Annotated in this window: 19 protein-coding genes; 14 read left to right on the top strand and 5 right to left on the bottom strand. The window is 57.4% G+C overall.

What is annotated here, in order from left to right; translation table 11 throughout:
* Positions 1 to 19: 19 nt before the first annotated feature.
* The 8 genes from ACAM27_RS13005 to ACAM27_RS12970 all read left to right on the top strand — a co-directional run bounded on the left by ACAM27_RS13005 (position 20) and on the right by ACAM27_RS12970 (position 8,568).
* On the top strand, positions 20 to 1,954 hold the full coding sequence (locus ACAM27_RS13005; RefSeq protein WP_369612101.1) for a hypothetical protein: 1,935 nt from the start codon (positions 20 to 22) through the stop codon (positions 1,952 to 1,954).
* A complete protein-coding gene (locus ACAM27_RS13000; RefSeq protein ID WP_369612100.1) occupies positions 1,947 to 4,829 on the top strand; it encodes a tetratricopeptide repeat protein in 2,883 nt (960 codons plus the stop codon). The genes ACAM27_RS13005 and ACAM27_RS13000 overlap by 8 nt, the downstream gene beginning before the upstream one ends.
* Positions 4,816 to 5,385, top strand: coding sequence for a tetratricopeptide repeat protein (locus ACAM27_RS12995; RefSeq protein ID WP_014421179.1), 570 nt, complete (start codon positions 4,816 to 4,818; stop codon positions 5,383 to 5,385). The genes ACAM27_RS13000 and ACAM27_RS12995 overlap by 14 nt, the downstream gene beginning before the upstream one ends.
* A 15-nt stretch (positions 5,386 to 5,400) precedes the next feature.
* Entirely contained in the window at positions 5,401 to 5,712 is a 312-nt protein-coding gene (locus tag ACAM27_RS12990; RefSeq protein ID WP_222447950.1) for a hypothetical protein, read from the top strand.
* Between the two features lie 133 nt (positions 5,713 to 5,845).
* On the top strand, positions 5,846 to 6,553 hold the full coding sequence (locus tag ACAM27_RS12985; protein WP_014421181.1) for a MotA/TolQ/ExbB proton channel family protein: 708 nt from the start codon (positions 5,846 to 5,848) through the stop codon (positions 6,551 to 6,553).
* 25 nt (positions 6,554 to 6,578) lie between these two features.
* On the top strand, positions 6,579 to 7,091 hold the full coding sequence (locus ACAM27_RS12980; RefSeq protein WP_014421182.1) for a biopolymer transporter ExbD: 513 nt from the start codon (positions 6,579 to 6,581) through the stop codon (positions 7,089 to 7,091).
* On the top strand, positions 7,088 to 7,588 hold the full coding sequence (locus ACAM27_RS12975; protein WP_014421183.1) for a biopolymer transporter ExbD: 501 nt from the start codon (positions 7,088 to 7,090) through the stop codon (positions 7,586 to 7,588). The genes ACAM27_RS12980 and ACAM27_RS12975 overlap by 4 nt, the downstream gene beginning before the upstream one ends.
* A gap of 5 nt (positions 7,589 to 7,593) precedes the next feature.
* Complete coding sequence (locus ACAM27_RS12970) at positions 7,594 to 8,568, top strand: AgmX/PglI C-terminal domain-containing protein (RefSeq protein ID WP_014421184.1); 975 nt, start codon at positions 7,594 to 7,596, stop codon at positions 8,566 to 8,568.
* A 41-nt stretch (positions 8,569 to 8,609) separates the two neighbouring features.
* Here the strand turns inward: ACAM27_RS12970 and ACAM27_RS12965 are convergent, their stop codons facing one another.
* From ACAM27_RS12965 to ACAM27_RS12955, 3 genes are all read right to left on the bottom strand, one after another.
* Positions 8,610 to 10,334: a diguanylate cyclase domain-containing protein gene (locus ACAM27_RS12965; protein WP_369612099.1), complete on the bottom strand. Its 1,725-nt coding sequence runs from the start codon at positions 10,332 to 10,334 to the stop codon at positions 8,610 to 8,612.
* An 80-nt stretch (positions 10,335 to 10,414) separates the two neighbouring features.
* Positions 10,415 to 12,214: a PHA/PHB synthase family protein gene (locus ACAM27_RS12960; protein ID WP_369612098.1), complete on the bottom strand. Its 1,800-nt coding sequence runs from the start codon at positions 12,212 to 12,214 to the stop codon at positions 10,415 to 10,417.
* 70 nt (positions 12,215 to 12,284) lie between these two features.
* Entirely contained in the window at positions 12,285 to 12,641 is a 357-nt protein-coding gene (locus ACAM27_RS12955; protein WP_022991791.1) for a phasin family protein, read from the bottom strand.
* A gap of 145 nt (positions 12,642 to 12,786) precedes the next feature.
* Here ACAM27_RS12955 and ACAM27_RS12950 point away from each other — a divergent pair, with 145 nt between their 5' ends.
* From ACAM27_RS12950 to ACAM27_RS12925, 6 genes are all read left to right on the top strand, one after another.
* A complete protein-coding gene (locus tag ACAM27_RS12950; protein ID WP_369612097.1) occupies positions 12,787 to 13,107 on the top strand; it encodes a TraR/DksA family transcriptional regulator in 321 nt (106 codons plus the stop codon).
* A gap of 30 nt (positions 13,108 to 13,137) precedes the next feature.
* Positions 13,138 to 14,601, top strand: a complete 1,464-nt coding sequence (locus ACAM27_RS12945; protein ID WP_369612096.1) for a DASS family sodium-coupled anion symporter — start codon at positions 13,138 to 13,140, stop codon at positions 14,599 to 14,601.
* 188 nt (positions 14,602 to 14,789) lie between these two features.
* Positions 14,790 to 15,590, top strand: a complete 801-nt coding sequence (locus ACAM27_RS12940) for a C39 family peptidase (protein WP_011785280.1) — start codon at positions 14,790 to 14,792, stop codon at positions 15,588 to 15,590.
* A gap of 55 nt (positions 15,591 to 15,645) precedes the next feature.
* A complete protein-coding gene (locus ACAM27_RS12935) occupies positions 15,646 to 16,656 on the top strand; it encodes a hypothetical protein (protein WP_011785279.1) in 1,011 nt (336 codons plus the stop codon).
* A gap of 39 nt (positions 16,657 to 16,695) precedes the next feature.
* The gene (locus ACAM27_RS12930) at positions 16,696 to 18,321 is read left to right on the top strand and encodes an OmpP1/FadL family transporter (protein ID WP_014421190.1); all 1,626 of its coding nucleotides are present in this window, start codon (positions 16,696 to 16,698) and stop codon (positions 18,319 to 18,321) included.
* 19 nt (positions 18,322 to 18,340) lie between these two features.
* Complete coding sequence (locus ACAM27_RS12925; protein ID WP_369612095.1) at positions 18,341 to 19,414, top strand: MalM family protein; 1,074 nt, start codon at positions 18,341 to 18,343, stop codon at positions 19,412 to 19,414.
* Positions 19,415 to 19,423: 9 nt separating this feature from the next.
* Here ACAM27_RS12925 and ACAM27_RS12920 read toward each other — a convergent pair whose 3' ends face one another.
* Complete coding sequence (locus ACAM27_RS12920) at positions 19,424 to 20,458, bottom strand: polysaccharide deacetylase family protein (RefSeq protein WP_014421192.1); 1,035 nt, start codon at positions 20,456 to 20,458, stop codon at positions 19,424 to 19,426.
* A 38-nt stretch (positions 20,459 to 20,496) separates the two neighbouring features.
* Entirely contained in the window at positions 20,497 to 21,165 is a 669-nt protein-coding gene (locus tag ACAM27_RS12915; protein ID WP_227499484.1) for a DNA-J related domain-containing protein, read from the bottom strand.
* Positions 21,166 to 21,174: the final 9 nt, after the last annotated feature.

Below are 21,174 nucleotides of genomic sequence, written 5' to 3'. Positions count from 1 at the left end.
CCGCGCCGTGGGATTGACAGTGATCAAGCCATTTCGAACGCTTTCGGTATTGTTTACCGGCGCTTTGTTATGGCTGACTATGGTTGCTCCGGCCCAGGCCGATGAGCCCCGACCTGAGCGGGCGAAGGACCTTCGGTACGGTTGGGCTCTGTATGAGTATCATCAGGGCAATGTCTTTGAGGCTCTGACCCAGCTGGCGGTTGCCCGTGAGCAAGGCGGTATCGAAGGACATGGTGATCACCCGGCTTTGGTAGAGGGTGGGCTGATGTTGTCCTGGGGCATGACCCGTGAGGCCAGCAAATTGTTCACGGAACTGCTCGGTAGTGACGGCACGGGTAGCACACTTTCGCCGGATGTTCGCAATCAGGCCTGGTTCTATCTGGGCAAGGTGTTTTTCCTGGAAGGTAATCGTGAGCTGGCCGGTGAGAATCTCGAGCGCGTGGATGCCGAGGCACTCGCTGAGGCCAACCATGACCTCTATCGGGAGTGGGTTTATCTGCGAGCACGAGTGGCCATGATGTCTTCGAGGATCGAAGACGAATCGAAGCTGACGTCGCTGAAGGAACAACTGGAAGACACGGACATCTGGTCCCTTTACCTGCAATACAATTCAGCCGTCGCCGCTCTGGACGCGGGAGACGTCGCGACAGCCGAGGCTGAACTGCAGACACTCATCGCCATCATTCAACAATCTGCCGATTCCGCCAAACCAGAGGCCGAACGCGAAGGCCTGTTGGACAGGGCCCGACTGTCACTTGCCCGGCTTTACCTCAGGGATGACCGGTTCGACGCGGCGCTTGAGATCCTTGGCGACATGCCGCTGAATGGCGTATTCGCTGACCAGGCCCTTTTCGACTATGCCGTAGCGGCGGCCGGGCAGGGCAGGCCGGATCGGGCACTTGATGCGCTTGATACGCTGTCAAACAGGAATCTGTTTTTGCCCTGGCGACAGCAGGTTCCGTTTGCCCGGGCCTATGTTCTTGAGCAGATGAGCAGACCGCAACGAGCACTGTCAGCCTTCAAACAGGCAGCGGACCTCTACCAGGCCCGTATAAAGGAGCTGGACAATATCCGCAATGAGCTCAGTGAACAGAGCCTGATGGCGCAGCTCGACTTTACTCGTGACAGCGACGGGATTCTCACGGATTCCTACGGCCGTTTGCGGGTCCAGCCTTCCGATTTCGGCATGGCCGAAGTGCTGGCTTCGGAGACTTTTCAGCAGGCGCTTGCAGAATTGAACGAGCTCTACCAAATGCAATCCTTTATCGCCGAGCGGCAGTCCCGGTTTGAATCCTTCCGGATCATGCTGGAAACCCGCGAACAACAGCGTCAGGTGCGGATTGCGGAAACCCGTCGGGCGCTCGAAAACCAGCAGGCGGACCAGTGGCAGACGTTGCATGAGGAATTCAGGGAAACGATCGCCACTGCGTTGGCTGAAGAAGACGTTCAATTCTTCATGACCGCAGAACAGAAAGCACTGAGAGACAAGCTCAATGAGGTTGAAGAAACGCTGGCGGGCTTGCCTGATGATGCCACCACGGCCAGCCAGCGTGAGACTTACCGGAGAATGCGTGCCTACTTCGACTGGTGGATTGCGGATGACTATGGCGTGAATCGCTGGGCGGCACAAAAGCAGTTGCGGGAGCTGGACCGTGAAATGCAGCACTTTCAGGCCCAGCGGCAGAAGGTTGAAGCCCTGATGTCCGACGGCGACCGCCATGCCGAACTGGCTCGGCGCATTTCTGCCAGCGAGCGCGAACTCGCCACCCTTGGCCAAGAGGTGGCGGTTGCATTGAGCAACGCCCGGCGAATCCTCCTGAGCCAGGTAGACAGTATGCTTGTCGCCCAGCAGGAGGAGCTCAATGGGTATCTGGTGGCTTCCCGCCATGCCCAGGCCAGGTTGGCGGACCAACTGTTCCGTGCATCGCAAAGCGCAGGAGCCAGTGATGAGTAACGGAATGCCTGGAAAGATCGTGAGAGGCCTTGTCGTCGCAGGGGCCCTCGTCATGGCCAGTGGCTGTCAGATGTTACAGTCGATGATGCCGGCCGGCGATGAGGAAATGCCCAGGGTCCGTGAGGGCACCCTGGCAGCGCTTCCGGAGAGGGAAACCCGGCAGTTTCAAGTTATCGAGGCTGGCAGCGGCCCCGCGGATGATGTCTCTATCGAAACGGTGATGGACAGCTACAAGGCGCTGTTGCCGCTGGTGGACGATCCCCGCAAGCAGGTTACCATCCGCCACCGGCTGGCCGATCTGGAGTTCCAGCGGGCGGAGCGGAAAATGGCCGATACCGCCGTCGATGAGCTCTCGGGCGCTATCGAGGCCTACCAGCGTCTTCTGTCGGAATATCCCGAGCGCGATGGCAATGACAAGATCTACTATCAGCTTGCCAGGGCCTGGGAGCTTCGGGGCGCGACGCCCCAGCAACTCGATACTCTGGATACCCTGGTCCGGCGGTACCCCGATTCGGACTACTGGATAGAAGCCCAGTTTCGCCGCGGCGATCTGCTGTTTATCGATGGCCGATACCGGGAAGCCGAGCAGGCATTCGACGAGGTTACCCTCGCCAGCCAGGAGCGGATGGCCGATGCCTCGTTTCTGGTAAACGCGCATTACATGAAGGGCTGGAGTCTGTTCAAGCAGGCGCAATACCAGGAAGCCCTGTTCAGCTATGTAGAAGTGCTTGATCTGGTGATGCCCGAGGGGCAACCGGTGGAAGATGTGGATCGGCGGAGCCAGACCTTGATCGAGGATCTGTTCCGGGTCGTAGGGCTGTCCTTGTCTTACCTTGATGGCGCGGAAACCTTGCAGGCGCTGTTTCGCCAGACTGGTGGGCGCCCCTATGAAATCCTGGTCTATGACCGCTACAGCGAGCTCTTGCTGGAGCGGGAGCAATACGGTGATGCGATCGACGTCTTTGAGGCCTACATAGAAGACCACCCGGCGAGTCCCTGGGCGCCACGCTACCACATCCGGATTATCGATACCCTGGAATTGGCCGGTTTCACCCGTACCGTCCCTGAAAGAAAGGCCGACTTTGTCAGCCTTTACGGTATTTACAGCGACTACTGGCAGTCAGCGGGCCCGGATGCGATGGGTTTCATTGAGCAACAGCTGGAGCGGCTCCTGCCTGAGCTGGCAGACCGCCAGTACCTGTTGGCAGGGGAGGCCTCCGATCAGCGGCAGGCCGATGATCACTACCGCAAAGCCGCCAGTTATTACGCCGAGTTTGCCGCCACCTTCCCGGATCATCCCCGCACCCCGGAGCGTCTGTTCCTTCTGGGTGAAACCTATCTGGAGCTGGAAGACTGGGCGGAAGCCATCGCCGCTTTCGAGCGTGTGGCCTATGACTATCCGCAGGACACCGTATCCGGGCGGGCAGCCGAAGCCGGCTACGCGTCGGTTCTGGCATTCCGTGAGTATTCAATAACCTGGAACAGTCTATCCGTATCAGAACAGGCGGCTTATCAGGAACTGCAGCAGTTGAATCGGCTGAGGTTTGCAAATGCGTTTCCCGAAGACCCCAGGGCCCCGGCGGTGTATTACATTGCACTACAGCGGGAGTTTGACCGGAAAAACTGGGAAGAGACCGTCAATATGGCGGCCCGGCTTGTGACCTGGCAGCCCACGCCTTCCGCTGAGTTAACGACAGAAGCCTTCCTGTTCTCTGGCCACAGCCTCTCTGAACTGGCTCGGTACGCTGAGGCGGAGCAGGCTTACCGTGATGCCCTGGCAACCATGGCCGAGGATGATGAGCGAAGAAGCGGGGTACGTGAAAACCTGGCCGCTGCGGTCTATCGGCAGGCCGAGCAGTTGGCCGATGCCGGTAATGTGGAAGCTGCCGTCAGCGAGTTCCTGCGAGTCGGTGCTGTGGTTCCGGAATCCGCACTAAGGGCAAACGCTGAATACGATGCCGCCTCACTTCTGATAACCGCCAAGCTCTGGGAACCGGCCATTGGTGTGCTGACCAGTTTCCGAAGGGCTTTCCCGGACCACGAATTGATTGATACGGTCCCGGCAAAACTGGCGTTGGCCTATCGTGAAACGGCGCAGTGGGAGCGAGCAGCCGACGAATTGCAACAAATGGTGGCTCTGGCGACAACGCCGGAAGAGCGAAGAGAAAACCTGTTGATTGCAGCAGAGCTGTACGATCAGGCCGGAAACCGTGACAAGGCCATCGATACCTGGCGGAATTACGCCAACAGCCATCCCGAGCCGGCCGATGTCTACATGGAAGCGGCCAATCGGCTGGCTGAGCTCTATCAGCAAGCTGATGACACCGTAAAAAGAGATTACTGGTTGCGCAAGCAAATGGAAACGGTGGACCGGAATCCGGACGCGGCGGACGACCGCATGCGCTACCTTGCCGCGTCAGCCTCGGCCATTCTCGCCCGCGAAGCGCTTGCCCGGTATGACAGCATTCGCCTGACGTTGCCACTGAATGAGAGCATGGCTGCAAAGACCGATGCGCTTGAACGGGCAGTTAATGCCTACAAGAAAACCGCCAGTTACGGCCTTTCGACGTTCGCAACCGAGGCCGGATACCAGATTGCCCATATCTATGGACGCCTCGGTGCCGATCTGATGGATTCGGAGCGGCCCACCGGGTTGAGTGAGCTTGAGCTGGCCCAGTACGAGCTTTTGTTGGAAGAGCAGGCCTATCCATTCGAAGACAACGCCATCGATATCCACGAGCAGAACATCCGGCGGGCCCGGGAGGGCATTTTCGATGAGTGGGTCAAGCGCAGCTACGAGGCCCTGGGAGTCCTGCTGCCAGGACGCTACCGGAAGGAAGAAGTGACCTCGGGGGTTGTCTATGAACTTGATTAAGTCCGGTGGTCTCTGTCTTTGGTTGTTAGTTGGGTTGTCTGGATGTGTCACGGCCCCGACGCCGCCAGAATCTGATCCTCGGGCCGAGCCGGCTGTCCTCGAGGCGTCATTCCGGGAAGCGGTCCGGGCCATGGAGCAGGACAACCTTGCCGAAGCCCGGACTCGTCTGGAGCAACTGACTACTGACTACCCGGACAAGGCCGGTCCCATGGCGAACCTTGGCATTATCGCTTTCCGGGAAGGGGATTCCGATAGCGCGAGACAATGGTTTGAGCGCGCGCTGGCAGTCAATCCTGAGCATGTCCAGGCGTTGAATCATCTGGGCGTGATTGCCCGGAATGCTGGAGAATTCGATGAGGCGGAACGGTATTACCGAGCTGCGTTGGCGGCGGATCCGGACTACGCGCCTGCAATCCTCAATCTGGCCTTCCTGCTCGATATCTATCTGGGTAACCCCGCCGATGCGGTTGAACTCTATGAGCGTTATCAATCGGCTGCCAGCGAACCGCACCCGAGACTGGAAGACTGGATATTTGATGCGAAAAACAGAATCTGATTTGGATAGGTTGATATGAAACATCTTGCGCCGATTATTCTGGCCGCTTCCGCTCTGATAGCTGCGGCGCCCATGCTTTACGCCCAGGACACCCCGGGTGTGGTAACCATCGAAGGTACCCGCATTCGTGGCGACCAGGAAGTGCCCACGGTCATGTATCTGGTGCCCTGGCAACCACCGGAAGTTGAACAACTTCGGGCGCCAGACGAGCGGCTCATGGTTAATCAGGGGATTGCGCCGCTGGAACGATATGAATTCCAGAGGCTGGTGCAATACCACAACGAATTCCTGAAACAGACACAACCGGCAGATGAATCGTCGGAGTGAGACATTCCTCACATCTGCTCTGTGTTCTTGCGCAAAAATAAACAAACCCTCACACAGACTTGCGCGAACTTACCCTGTCCGGGCGAGCTCGCGAATAGACTGATCTGAAAACGGACCATGGAGTGCCCAGAAAATGATCGATACCGCCGTTCGCTTCTTCCAGGAAGGTGGCTTTTTTATGTTTCCGATCGCCGTTGTGCTGATCATCGGACTCATTGTTGCCATTGAACGTTACGTCTACCTTTCCGCCCAGAAACTGACCAACCGTCGGGATTTCAACCGCCTGCACCAGATGATTGCAAAGCGCGATCTGAGGGGCGCCCTGAATTACACTCAGGAGTCCGGTAGTGCCATGTCCACCATGATCGGTTTCGGCCTTCAGCGCCTGGCCCGCCGCCAGGGTCGCGAAGAGATCGAATACGCCATGGAAGAGGGGTTGCTGGATGTTATGCCTCGGCTGGAAAAGCGCACACAGTACCTGGCAACACTGGCGAACATCGCCACGCTGCTGGGCCTGCTTGGTACCATTATCGGTCTGATTGCCGCCTTTACCGCAGTAGCCGCCGCCGATCCGGCCCAGAAAGCGAGCCTGTTGTCCCAGAGTATCTCGGTTGCCATGAACACCACCGCCTTCGGCCTGATGTCCGCCATTCCGATGCTGCTGATCCATTCGCTGCTTCAGACCAAGACCAACGAGATTGTTGACAGCTTCGAGATGGCCGGCATCAAGGTGCTGAACCTTCTCAGCGATGGCTCAGGCAGCAAAGCCGCGGTTCAACCACAGGGTCAGAATGCCGCCGCGCCGGCACAGGTAGCGACTCCGGCCGGTAGCCCGGCCTGATAACCAGCCAGAAGGATGTCAGGCCATGAGACGGAAACATCGTCGCCTACAGAGTGAGGCCGATCTCGACATCACGCCCTTCATGAACCTCATGATTGTGCTGGTGCCGGTACTGCTGCTGAACATGGTGTTCGCCCACACCAGCGTTCTGGAACTCAACTTTCCGACCGGCGAGAGCCTGTCGGCAGAGCAGGCTGAAGAACTGCAGATCCAGGTTGTGATCTATGAAGATCGGCTGGTTGTTGCAGATAACCAGGGCGGCGTCATCAAGGACATACCCCGGCGTGAGGGCGAGTATGATTTTGCTCTGCTCAAGGATGTCATGAAAGAGATCAAGAGTCGGGTGCCGGACAAAAAGGATGTGATCATCATGCCGTCCCGGCAGACCTCTTATCAGTCTCTGGTTTCCGTGATGGATACGGTGCGCTCCTATGAAGCCGTAGTGGCTGGCAGTGTTGTCGAGGCCGAATTGTTCCCCGAAATCTCCCTCGGAGATGCACCTGCCCAGACCTCGGGCACCGCGGAGGTAAGTTCATGAAAGAATCCGCGAAAGCCCGTCGTCTGAAACGGCATTACCGGCGCAACAAAAGCCAGGGAAAAATGAACCTGGTGTCGCTGATGGATATTTTTACCATCCTCGTGTTCTTCCTGATGGTGAACTCTTCGTCTGACGTACAGGTACTCAACCAGAACAACACCATCAAATTGCCCGATTCGACTGCCCAACAACCCCCGGGTGATGTACTGGCACTAACCGTGACCGACCGGGATATCCTGGTGAACGGCCGGCTGGTGGTGAAACGCGACGCGTTCCAGACCTTCGAGGGGCAGGTTGAGCCATCGCTGAAGCAGGAGCTCGACTACCAGGCCAGTCGTTCGTCGGCGCCAGCACCGGAGGCAGGTCGCCCCATTACCATTCTTGCGGACCGGGAACTTCCTTACGAGCTGCTCAAGAAAATCATGTCCACCTGTGTGGACGCCGGTTATGCCAGCATTTCCCTGGCGGTTAATCAGCGCACGGAACAGGGGGCCTGAAGCTAATGGATTATCGCTACGGATTGCCCTGGAATCAGGAGAGGGGAGAGCGCAAGAGACTGTTTGCAGCCGCGGTTGTCGTGGTGCCCCTGTTTCTGATTTTCGCGGGCTATGTGAGTTGGGTTGAGTTGCCGGAACAGGATCGGCAGGAACAGGAAGCCTTGCCGCCTCAGTTGGCGAAGCTGATTGTTGAGAAAAAGGAGCCACCCAAGCCGATATTGCCAGAGCCCGAGCCGCCAAAGCCTGAGGAAAAGCCGGTGGAGCAGGCGAAGCCTGAGCCAAAACCCGAACCCGCTCCAGCGCCGGTTGTTCCAGAACCGGAAGTGGCTGAAAAACCGGAACCAGAGCCCAAACCGGAAGAAGTGGCCAAGGCTCGGGAAAAGGCGAAAAACACCGGGATTCTTGCCATGGGCAAGGAGCTGTCGAAGATCAGTTCGCTGGCAGAATCGGTCAAACTGGATAGTCCGGTTACCAATACGGCCGAGCCGATCGCCAGGAAGACCGGTGATACCCTGGCTTCCCGTGCTACCGAAAACACCCGCAGTAGTGGTGTGAATGAAACCGCTTTGAGCCGGGAAACCCGTGAGCTTGCCCTGGCAGAACGGGAGCGCGCGGAGGTGGCCGAGGCGGAACGTGTGGCTGCGGTAAAAGAGACGGTGCGCAGGGAGCAGCAGGAAACTGCCTCGAAATCGCGTAGCCGGGAGGAGTTGCGCCGTACCATGGATGCCAACAAGTCCGCCATTTACAGCATCTACAATCGCGAGCTGCGCCGAAAACCCTCGCTGCAGGGCAGTATCACGCCCGAACTGGTTATCGAGCCGAATGGTGCGGTGTCCAGTTGCTCGGTTGTGGAGTCAACACTCAACGAACCGGCACTTGAGAACAAGATCTGCAACCGGTTGCGGTTGGTAGACTTTGGAGCACGACCAGGAGTCGACAAGACCACCATTCGTTATCCGATCGAGCTGTTGTCGAGCTGACGGTTGGCTCCGGTTCAGGGGTGGTGAAGGATCGCTCCTGATCAGGCGCTTTCGACAGTGTGGGGCGCAAACAGCTTGTAGCGGTTTCGCCCCTCCCGCTTGGCACGATACATGGCGATGTCGGCGCCGTTGATCAGTTCCTGAACGGTGGTACCGTCTTCCGGATACAGGCTGATGCCAATGCTTGAACCCACGTTTATCTGGTTGCCGTTGATCTGATAGGGCCGTTTGTTTGCTTCAATCAGCCTGTCAGCCACGGCAAACACGTCGGATAGCCGTTCCATCTCCGGTAGTAGCACAATAAACTCGTCGCCTCCAAGTCGGGCGAGTGTGTCGTCTTCCCGCAGGCAGTCTTTTACCCTGGTAGTGAACTGAAGCAACAGGTCATCCCCCACCGCATGGCCCAGGGTGTCGTTCACTTCCTTGAAACGGTCCAGATCCATAAACATCACTGCAAGCAGCATTTCCTTGCGATGGGCATGGCGAATGGCGTGCTCCAGCCGGTCTTCCAGCAATCGTCGGTTCGGCACACCGGTGAGGGCATCGTAGTAGGCTAGTTGTCGGATCTGTTCCTCGTTCCTGCGATTTTGCGTGATATCCGTGAACAGGCCCGCGTAATGTGTGGTATTGCCGTCATCGTCGGTGATTGCCGTAATGGTCAGTAGTTCCAGATAAAGCTCACCGGTTTTTCGGCGATTCCAGATTTCTCCGCGCCAGTAGCCGTGGGTTTCCAGGGAATTCCACATGCGCCGGTAGAACTCGCTGTCGTGGCGCCCGGATGAGAGCAGATCGGGTGACCGACCGATGACCTCTTCGGCGGTATAACCGGTCAGTTGGGTGAATGCCGGGTTGACGAATTCAATGCAGACGTCTTTGTCGGTCACCATTATGCCTTCAAAAGACGATTCAATGACCCGCTCCGCCAGTTGCAGGGTTCGCCTCGATTTGGCCAGGGCCTGATCCCTTTGTTCGAGGGCTTCGCGAAGATCGTCCAGATACATTTGCTCAGCGCCGGTCAGCATGTCGTGATAACCGATCAGGCCGGTAACCTCTCCAAGCTGATTGACCACGGCAAGATGGCGGATGCGATGATCTATCAGCAGATCGCGGGCGTGAATCAGCGGGTCTTCTTCGTTTACGGTGAGCAGAGGCCGGGTCGCCAATTCATTGACCAGGGTGTTGCTGGTGTGGCGTGCAATAAACCGGACCATATCCCGCTCGGTCAGAATCCCCAAACCTTCTTCGTCGCAATCGACCACCACCGCATCGGCATGATGGCGATGCATGTAACTGGCCACTTCCGCCAGAGACTGGTCGCCCCGAACCACCAGTGGCGGGCGCGGTACGGCCGCCCGCACTTCCCGAAGTCGCAAGTAGGGTTCCAGGCCCTGGTTGAGGGCCAGGTCGGTCTGGGAAAGGATACCGACCGGTTTGCCACTACTGTTAGTCACCAGAAAATGGCGTTTTCCGGTATCGCGTAAACGAACCGCGGCTTCACCGGCATCGAGTGTCTCGGGTAAGGTCAGCACAGGTGAGCTCATCACTGTACTTACCGGCTGTTGGAATGTTTCGGGATCTGTAAAGTCGATCGCCAGGGCGTCATGTTCTGTCCAGATACCAACAACCGTTCCGCCATTGGTAATCAAAATGGAACTGACTGCGGTTTCGGACATCCGGGCAGCTGCATCGGCAATGGTTGTGTCCAGATTACACTGAAGCAGGACGCCCGTGTGCATAATGCGTGATATCGGAAGCGGCTGCCCCATGGGCACTCCTGTTATTCTTGGTCTGTCTGTTGCGAAGAATTCGCTAAAAGTGAACCCTCGCTCATTTATATTGAAGTCTATCAACCCCCGGCTTCCGATGCCTTAACTTTTACGTAGCTTCCAGGCGCGTCCTCAATCGCCTCAAGCGGGCCTTCCCCGGGCTGACGGGGCTGAACTTGCTCTCCCTCGAATGTCGCCAGCCATTCACGCCAGTGTGGCCACCACGAACCAGGATGATGTTCGGCGCTATCAAACCAGTCATCTGCTGAGCCTGGCAATTGGTTATTGGTCCAGTACCCGTATTTTTCCTTGTAAGGGGGGTTGATGACCCCGGCAATATGGCCGGACCCGGACAGAACAAATCGCACATCGCCGCCGTACACGCTGGCTCCCCGATAAGTCGTCTTCCATTTTGCGATATGGTCCTGCCGGGCGGACAGGAAGAAAGAGGGCACTCTGATGGCGGAGAGATCAATGCTTTCACCCGCAATCGTCAGGGCATCCGGCTGCACCAGCCGGTTATGCAGGTACATTTCCCGGAGGTAGTAGCTGTGCATTCTGGCGGGGAGGTTGGTGCCGTCGGTATTCCAGTACAGCAGGTCGAAGGCTTTTGGTTTCAGGCCTTTGAGGTAGTTGTTGGTCCAGTAAGACCAGAACAGATCGTTTTCCCGCAACAGATTGAAGGTGAAGGCCATGGCCCGGCCATCCAGGTAGCCTTTGCGCTCCATGGTGCGTTCGATGCCGCGGATTGAGTGATCGTTAATGAAGACGCCGATGCCGCCGGGGTCCGAGAAGTCGAGCAGGGTGGTCAGATAGGTGGTACTGACGATCGGGTTACGTTGCTTTTTCGCCAACCAGGCCATCGTGGTTCCGAGCAGGGTGCCGCCAATGCAGTAGCCGATGGCATTCATCTGTTGCTCGCCGGTCGCTTCAGTGACAGCATCAATGGCAGCCAGCGGGCCTAACTCCATGTAGTCGTCCCAGCCCCTGTTTTTCTGGGCTGGCCCGGGATTCCGCCAGGAAATCACAAACACCGTCTGGCCCTGGTCTACCAGCCAGCGAATGAAGGAATTGCGTTCGGTGAGGTCGAGAATGTAGTACTTGTTGATCCAGGGAGGAACGATCAGAAGCGGGCGCCGGGCCACGGTTTCAGTTGTTGGCGAGTACTGGATCAATTGCATCAGTTCATTCTGGTACACCACTTTGCCGGGCGTTGTTGCCAGGTTGCCGCCCACCTCGAAGGCCGAACGGTCGGTCATGGCGACGTTGAACAGATTCGGGTTTTGCCGGATATCGTCTACCAGGTTGCGGGCCCCATCCACCAGATTCATGCCCTTGCGCTCCCAGGTTATCCTGAGGACTTCCGGGTTGGTCAGCGGGTAGTTGGAAGGTGAAAGCGCGCTCGTCAACTGGCGGGCGTAGAACAGCATCTGGTCGCGACCCGGGCCGGGCAGACCCTCCATGCCTTCAACCCAGTTCAGAAAGGCTCGGGAGTTGATCAGATAGGCCTGTTGGAGCACATCGAAGGACAGATGCTTGTGCCAGTCCTCCGCCATGAAGCGCCGGTCGTCTGGATCTGGCTCGGCGACCGGTTCCATCGGTTTGCCGGTAATTCTGGTCAGGGTATAGCGAGCCAGCCCAAGGTGTTTGCGGGCAAGATCAATTTCAGCACTGGCGAACCGCAGCGGGTGCAGCAGCAGATCCTCGGCCATGGTCCGGTAGGCGTCCGAGATTTCGCTCAGTGTGGAGAGTTTGGTGTCCTCCATCATGCCGGTGTCACCGAGCCACTTTTCCAGCTGTTGCTGGCCCTGGCGGACGTTATCCTCAAAGGTTTTCACCAGATGGGTGGCGGTTTTGCTCACGAAATCCAGACCGAACATAGGGCTCTCCTGCCGCTGAATAAAAAACGGCCGGAATGGATACCATTCCGACCGGTTTTGCTCCTGCCTTTCAGGCTGCAGATTTGGAACCGCTGGCCTTGGCAGTTGGTGCCTTCTCTTTGGCAGGTTCGCTCGAATCCTGTTCAAAGGCTTTCTGTACCTGGTCACGGGTTTCGCTGAAGTAATCCTGCCAGGCTTTCCAGTCCTGGGTGAACTGGTCACTGAGGGATTTGAGGGTCTCTGCCTGGTCGGTGGTCAGTTGCTTCAACCCATCCAGATCGCGAACTTCGGCGACTTTTCGAGCCTGGTCCATGGCGACATCGGCATAACGACGAAACGCATTCATCTGCATTTCGGCGGCCTTGCTGAACTGGGTGAAAAGGGTTTCGTTGAGGCGGTTGGCCTTGTTGATCATATCCTGATTCATTCGTTACAACTCCTTTGTAGTGATTGTCGGAACAGGTAGTTTAGCTCAGCTTCGATGACATGATTTTGACAGGCGTCAAACCGGCTTTCACCCTATCTCCTAGTCTATAGTTAATTCGATAACAGATAGATCCGGGAGACATCCGATGGCAAACCGAAAATCCGAGCTGGAAACCCTGAAAGCAGACCTTGAAGCCAGGCTGTCCCGCTACCAGGCGCATCAGCGCAGGGAAGCGGGGGCACTGGAAAAGGATTTCGAAGAGCAGGCGAGCCAGACCCAGAACGATGAAGTAGTGGATTCCCTGGAAGCGGAAACCCGGGCGGAACTCCAGCAGATTGATCACGCCCTTGAGCGGATAGACCAGGGCGCCGGCAACGAGTGCGAGCAGTGTGGTAAGGACATTGATCCCAGGCGGCTGCAGGTATTGCCGTATACCACAGTTTGTGTAGATTGCGCGTCAGACTGACAACCTGGACGCAAAAGCACAGGATAAACAATGGCTGAAGTGCAACGCAACGACGGAACCCGTTCCGGGCTGCCGAAGAGTCAGGTAATCGGTCTGATCCTGGGGGTGGCGTTCCTCCTGGCAACGCTGGCCCTGCCTGCGCCAGGCTCCATGGGGGCGGAGGCCTGGGCGGCGCTGGGGCTCATGCTGCTGATGGCCACCTGGTGGTCCACCGAAGCGATACCGATTCCGGCCACAGCCCTTTTACCGATCGTGCTGGTACCCGCGCTTGGGCTTGGCACTATCGGGCAGGCAACGGCGCCCTACGCCAATCCGATCATCTTCCTGTTTCTCGGTGGGTTTACCCTGGGCCTGGCGATGCAGCGATGGAATCTGCATCGGCGTATTGCCTTGCTGACGCTCAAAGCCATGGGCGATCAGCCCAGGCGACAGATTGCCGGCTTCATGCTGGCGACGGCATTTTTGAGTATGTGGGTAAGTAATACCGCAACCGCCATCATGATGTTGCCCATTGGCCTGTCCGTGGTGGCGATGATGGACAACACGAATCCGGAGGGTGTTCGGAAATATGCAACGGCGCTGCTGTTGGCCATCGCCTACTCCGCGAGCATTGGCGGTATTGCCACTCTGATCGGGACCCCGCCCAATGCGTTACTGGCGGCCTATCTGAGTGAAAATCAGGGTATCTCGGTGGGCTTTGCCCAGTGGATGGTGCTGGGTGTTCCGGTCACTCTGGTGATGTTGGTGCTGACCTGGTGGTGGCTGACCCGCCGGGATTTCGGCATTGGCCGGGCATCGGATAGTGGCCAGATGATTCGGGATGAGCTGGCCAAACTCGGGGCCATGAGCCGGGGAGAGCGGCTGGTGGCCGTGGTGTTTGTCATCACGGCAACGGCGTGGATTTTTCGCCCTCTGTTATCTGCCAGTCTGATGCCTTGGTTGAGTGACACCGGCATTGCGATCGCGGCAGCGATCGCCATGTTCCTTATCCCGGTGGATACCCGTCAAGGCACCTTTGTTCTGGATTGGGATTCCGCCAACAAGTTGCCCTGGGGAGTACTGTTGCTCTTCGGCGGCGGCCTGGCCATGGCGGGGGTGATCAGTAGCTCCGGCCTTGCGGAATGGATTGCCGGCAGCCTGGGCGTGGCTGGCGCATTGCCAACCATCGTCATGATGGTAATTGTGGCCGCCGTGATTATCTTCCTCACCGAAGTGACCAGTAATACCGCCACTGCTGCGGCGTTCCTGCCATTGCTGGGAGCACTGGCCATGGCGCAGGATGTGTCACCGTTGCTACTGACGGTTCCTGCCGCGATTGCGGCCAGTTGCGCGTTTATGATGCCGGTGGCTACGCCGCCCAACGCGATTGTTTTCTCCAGCGGTCACATGCAGATTTCAGACATGATCAAAGCGGGCTTTGCCCTGAATCTGATGGGCATTGTGGTCGTCACTCTCATCACATACGGGTTGCTGGGGCTGGTGTTCTCGCTCTGATGCTCCCCGCCACTTCATGGCTTTGCCTCCGGTCTTGAACCAGTTCTCATACAGGTTCCCGGAGGCCCCTTCTGCAGCGACAGATTTGAGGCACAGTTATCTTTAAGCCCGTTACGATTTCGGTATCGTACGGTAACAACATGTAACCCGATAAGTTGCACGTCTAATAAAAACAGGGACTTTCCAAAATGCTGCTGGTGCTGGCCGGATCCATTCTCACGTTCACCATGGTGCAGGAAGCCACCGAGGTCGAGCCATTCGATCGTGGCACGATTGTTCTGGAACAGAAGGTGGATGCCAGCCCTGTCGAGCTTCGATGGGATACCCGGGTCGAACCCCTGGTAGAGCAGAAATTCCGCAATATCGTTCGGCAGGCTTACGACTATAGTTGCGGCAGTGCGGCCCTGACCACAGTGCTCAATTTTTATGTTGGACGGTCTCTGACTGAACGGCAGGTGATGGAAGGCTTGCTGCACTACGGCGAGAGCGAGCGAATCGTTGAACGCCGCGCTTTCTCGATGCTCGATATGAAACGGCTGGTTACGGCGCTGGGCTATCCCTCTGGTGGTTTCAAAGCGGAAATAGAAGACCTGATGGAGCTGGACCATCCAGCGATCGTTCCCATTGATCACGCAGGTTTCAAGCACTTTGTAGTGTTGAGAACCATCCGGGACGGCCGCGTGTATCTGGCTGACCCGGCGGTTGGCAACATTTCCTTCACGGTGGCGCAGTTTCAGGAAAAGTGGGACGACAACGTACTGTTCATTGTCTTCCCGGGCAGCGACAAACCCCTGGATAACCTTGAGTTGAAAGAGGAAGACCTGCGCTTTGTGGATGACCAGACAATGACTCTGCTGGCCATGCAGCAGATTCCAGCGTTCCACGAGTCAACGGAGAGACGCATTCAGAACTTGCTGGAACGCCAGAAGAATAATCCGGACGGTAGCGTGGAAAATACCCGCAAACAGCTCCATTACCGTCGTCATTAATTTTCCCGGTTGTTTGATCGGGCAGGAATAAAACAAATAAAAGTAGGGAGTCAGGATGAATCGTTGGTTTGTGCGAGGTTTTATCCTTGTTTCCGCGGCTGGGCTGCTTCCGGGCATGGCCATGGCTCAGGAAGGGAATGTGGATCAGGCGCGGGAGGCACTGGCGCGTCAGGAAGGGGATGAGGATTCTACCAAACAGCTGGAGGAAGTGTTCCAGGCTGCCGAAAAGAACTACTCACTTCAGAAGAAGGGCACCCACTCCCTGAACTATTCGTTCGATTATTCCTATACCGGCGACCAACGGCTGGATCTGGCAATATCGAACGGCTCGGTGCGTAATCTGGACGTTGTTCCATCGGCCACCCATAACTTCACAAATGCCTTTTCCTACGATTACGGGTTACTGGATAACCTGACGATCGGCACCCGTGTTCCACTGGTGGTGAAGTACGACACCCAGGACGAGCTGAACGTTTACGACTTCGGCGACATCTCCTTCACCGGACGTTGGCAGCCGTTTGCCTATGTGCCTGGCAAGATGTCGACCACCTTCTTTGGCACCCTGAACAGTAAAACCGGCGTCAGTCCCTACGAAATTGACATCAACGAGCAGTTGTCCACCGGCAGTGGCTATTACTCCGTGGGCGGTGGCCTGAGTATGTCGAAGGTACTGGACCCGGTGGTGGTCTTTGGCTCGGTCAGCGCAACCTACAACCTCACTGTCGACGGTCTGGAACAGGTTCGGGGCGCCCGGCTGCTACAGGAGGTGGAACCAGGGTTCGGCTTGTCCGGTTCTCTGGGTTTTGCCTACTCCCTTTCCTATGACATCTCTCTCAGTGTGTCTGGCCAGCTCAGCTACAGCGACGAGACGGTGCTGACCTTCTCCAACGGTGACCAGGCCGTGGCCCAGGACCAGATGACTGGCTTCCTCAGTATGTCGCTGGGCACCCGTCTCAGTGACATGACCATTGTAAATACCAGCCTCGGGATCGGTTTGACGGAGGACGCGCCGGACTTCTCCCTGGGTGTATCCCTGCCCATCAATTTCTCTGGCCTCAAAGAGTGATTGAAGTCGAGGACGTTTCAAGGGAAGGGGAAGGATTTCATGGGACAAGCTAGTCACAAGCGACATCTTCTGGCCGCCGCCATGGTCGCAGGCGTTTCCTGCGGGGCCCAGGCACAGATGACGCAGAACCTGACGATACATCCGAAGGCGCTGGCACTGGGTAACGCCGTTACAGCAGATCCCCCGGGGCTGATGGCCATTCACTATAATCCTGCGGGCCTGACCAAGCTCGACGGGCGCCAGCTTGAGGTGAACCTGCTTAGTATCTATCTGGATATTGATGCCGACTTCTATGCAGACGAAGATTACGAGATATTCGGAATCAGCGGGCTCGAAACAGACCCTTTAACCGGAAAGCAGCGCGACCCGATTGCGAACAGCAGTAGTCATACCAACAACGTGGCGCTTTATGTGCCGGGTTACGGCATTCTTCGTATGCCCCCTGGCCCTGCCGTTGCGCCATCAGCGGGTATCAGTATCAAGCCGCCGGGTTCGAAGCTGACGTTCGCCAACGCTTTTTATCTGCCGATGGCCGCAGGCTTCTACCGGGATAAAAACGACCCCGGTCGCTACCAGCCCCAGGCGGCCACCCTCCAGCGGACCACCTACCTGTCTCCCACCGTCGGCTATGAGATCAATGATGAATGGTCTGTCGGCGCGGGCATTCATCTCTCGCATTTCGGCTTCGCAGCGGACCAGTACATGCGGGCGCCAAACCTGCTGATGGGGGTGGCAGAGGTTCTGCAGGATGCCTTTAACTGTGAAAGCGGTGACGAGCCCCTGCAGCCCTGGCTTGCGTTGTGCGGCGGTAATGTCGGCCCCTGGGATGATATCGGGGCCATGAGCCTGAATCTGCAGGAAACCATCTCGCCCACCTACGCCCTGGGCGTTATGTGGGAGCCGACGGACTGGTTCCGCTGGGGGGCCAGTTATACCTCAGAAGCCGACATGAACCTCAAGGGGCAGTTCGAGATACAGTACACCGATGACTGGTCCGGATTCTGGCAGAGTGTGAATGGCTCTATTCTGGGCGCCATATCATCGGCCATTCTGAGCCTGCCCTCCGGCGCACCGCGGGAGGCGGGCAATGTCAGCATGGATCTGGTTTACCCGCAACATTTTCAGACCGGTATCAGCGTGGATGTTCATCCCAAGCTGACCGTGAACGCGGATGTGGGCTGGACGGATTTTGCCCAGTGGGATGCCTTCAATTTCCAGTTTGATCGTAACCTCGAGTTCCTGAACGCGGCACGCATTCTGTCGCCGGACAATGCCACCTCGGATACCCTGCGCTTGCCGTTGGGTTTCAAGAGCCAGTGGAACTGGGCTTTTGGTGTGGAGTTCCATGCATCATCTCGTCTGGATCTGCGGGCTGGGGTGGAAATCCGGGACTCGGTTATTCCGGACGACCAGCGCTCGATTATGGCGCCATTCGGGGGCGCGAACCTGTACAGTATTGGCATGGGGTACAAGTGGGATAAGGACACGGAAATTGATATGAACCTGTCGTATCTGCAATCGATTGAGACCATTCCGGCCGACACCAGTTGCAACGTGAACTGCGACAACATCACCAACATCATCTATAACCCCTATGCCGACCTCACCATCAAGACTTCCCTGCGGGTGGTGATGGCAGGCTTGAGCTTCCGAACCAAATTCTGATCCTGACAGGGGGGCTGTGATGGGACTTGGTCGATACAGCGGACTGGCGGTCTGTGTGTTTGCGCTCGTGTTGCTGGCAGGTTGCCAGACCGGAAGCAGCGGCGTTGCCGAGCGGGAAGGCTACTTTTCCTGGGTGGATGAGCAGGGCAGGGTGCGTTATTCCCGGATTCCCGACGCCCAGCGCGAAGACGTTACCCCAGGTGAGCCGGATGCCAAGTCCGTCGCCATCTCAGGCGAAGCCACCGGGTCTGAGGCTTATCGGTCGGCCTCTGGCAGCGACCGGGGCGCCGCCGCAAAGCTGGAAGAAAACCTCGAATACACCACCGAGAATTATCCGGATGGTGAGGAGCTGGCGAAAAAAGGGTTTATCCGGCCTGGCCAGCGGCAACCCTATTTCACATGGCGTGATGCCGACGGCATTGTCCGTGTCAGCTATTACACCCCGGATATGCGAACCGAAGAGCAGAAACAGGCGGATCAGGCGCCGGTCATGCTCAGCGATGCCAGCGTATACCTGCCGGTCACTGTAGATGACCATACGCCGGTTGAGGGCCATGATCCCGACGCCTTTGCCATACTGGGGATTGAGGAAACGGATTCGTTTTTCCGGGTATTTGCCGAAAGCTGTTGCCAGACCCTGCCTGCCCGGGATTTCCTGCAGTGGCAGGAAGGCCGTGAGTTTGGTGTTGATTTTGAGGAAGACACGCCCCGCCACCGTTTCAGCACGGGTGATTCGCCCTATCGGCTGATTGCCCTGCCATCCAGCACCTTTGTCCCCGGGTTTGTGATGCGGCTGCGTTCCTACGCCCACAATGGCGTGCTGGTACCAAGCCTGGCATTTCTCGACAAGGACTTTCAGCCCGTGCGGGTAGTGACGGACCTGGTTATGAACTACGAACCGGAAAACTGGCGTCGTCGCGGGTATCTGGAAAGCTGGGTGCCGGCGTTTCCCGGCCAGGGCGAGCGCTGGCTGGTGGTATTCACCCGCCCGGAAGACCTGGCTGGGCAAACGGTGACGGAAGCGGGCGACACGCCCAAAGCGATTCCACACGTTGAAACCGGAGAAATTGGCATCACGACATTTGAGGAGTGATGGCGACCATCAGTCTTCCGGTGCGTCCAGATTCAACCACTGCTGGGACAGCCAGTAGAAGCTGCCGTTACCCGCCGGATGGGTACAGTTGTATCGGAACCGACGGCTGTTGATGGCTTTGGGTGCCTGCACCTCTATGCTATCTCCCACCACTTCAAAATTGATTCGACCGAGTCCTGACGCGAAACAGGTAAGCCGGGAGGGGCTGATGGCATCGGTGGGCGTAAACCTCAAACGCGGCGGATTCTGCTCGAACACCCCGTCGGGCAGGTCTTTGGCCGGTACCGGAAAAGCCTTGCTCATCAGTTTGTCTTTCAGACTGCCCAATTGGCCGTAGGCATTGGCCATGGGGAAACGGGGCAGACGGGTTTTACCTGAGTATTGTCCGATAGCTCCCGATTGTTGCCCGTATCCAAGCCAGCCTCTCTCGCTGAGCTTCTGTTCCAGGGCTTGATCGAATTCGCCGTAGGGATAGGCGAACAGAGGTTCCTCCACGCCAAGACGGTTCTTCAGCTCTTGCTGAGCCTCGTCCAGGCTGCTGGTAATCCGGTTTTCCCATGCCTCTTCGGGTTCACCCCGTCTGCGTGCCAGGTGAGCGTGATCCGTACTGTGATTGGCGATGGTTGCCAGCTCGTTGTCTGCCATTGTGCGGAGTTGCTTCCAGGTCATGTAACCCTTGGCGCCCACTGCGTCAGTATTGACGAAGACAGTGTATGGAAGCCCGAGCCTGTCCAGTAACGGCGCAGCAAAGGTATGGACGGATTCATAGGCATCATCGAAAGTAATGGCCACTTCATTGGTGTCAGGGTGTTCGCCGGCCAGTGCCGCCCTGGTGCCGGCTTCCAGCGGCACCACGTCAAGGTCAAGATCCCGGATCATGTTCATTTGCGCCTCAAACAATGATCGGGACGTGCTGGTCGCCGGAGGTGTACTGTCATCCACGTGGTGATACTGCAGAACCACCAGGTCGGCCTGAGCCTGTGTTCCGGCCAGCAACAGGGCACTGATCAGGGGATACGCAATCAGTTTGTTTATTCGAAGCATGGTCTTGTTTCCTGACACACGGGATCTCGTAGGATGATTTAGGCGTAATGGGCTTTCAGAACCGAGAAGGCCTGATTCAGTTGTTGGATTTCTCCGGTATCACCGCCCCGGTCCGGGTGCGCACGCATCACGAGTTTTCGGAAGCGCTTCTTGACGGTAGCGAACTGCCCCGGTAATTCATCGAAACCCAGCGTCCTGGCCGCCTCGGCGGCTTCCGAGTGCTCGGGCCGGGACAGGGTGTTGCCGGCCCAGAAGTTGTCCATCATTTCCTGAATGGCGGCTTCGGAGAGAAAGTACTGTGATAGATCCAGATAGAACTCACGCAGGGCGTCGGTAGAATCCGGCAGTGCCGTTGATTCGGTGCGCGTCACCATTTGTCCGATACTGAGCCGAAGCGGAGAGATATTCAGGCTCTCGCCCTCCAGGGCAATCTGATCGCGCAGACGGTAGAGTACGTGGAACAGCAGGAAGTGCACCGGGTACAGTCGATCGGGCTCGTGAAAGTCGACGGTGCCAATCAGGCTCCAGCGCTCGCCCTGCAAGGCCCGAATTAGCTCCAGCTCGGATAGCCCGGCCGGGCCTGCGGCCCGCAGCTCGTGCTCCACGGCAACCAACAGGTGCTGCACCTGTTGCTGTAGCCAGCTGCGCTCTTCACCACGGGCTTCGGGTGAGTCATCGAGTATCTGGTTATCTGCGGAGATGGTCATGGCCATCAT

This window comes from Marinobacter sp. RI1, from assembly GCF_041155085.1.
Taxonomy (GTDB): Bacteria; Pseudomonadota; Gammaproteobacteria; order Pseudomonadales; family Oleiphilaceae; genus Marinobacter; species Marinobacter nauticus.
Note: the sequence above shows the minus strand (reverse complement) of the source record. Positions and strands in the feature narration are given on the sequence as shown.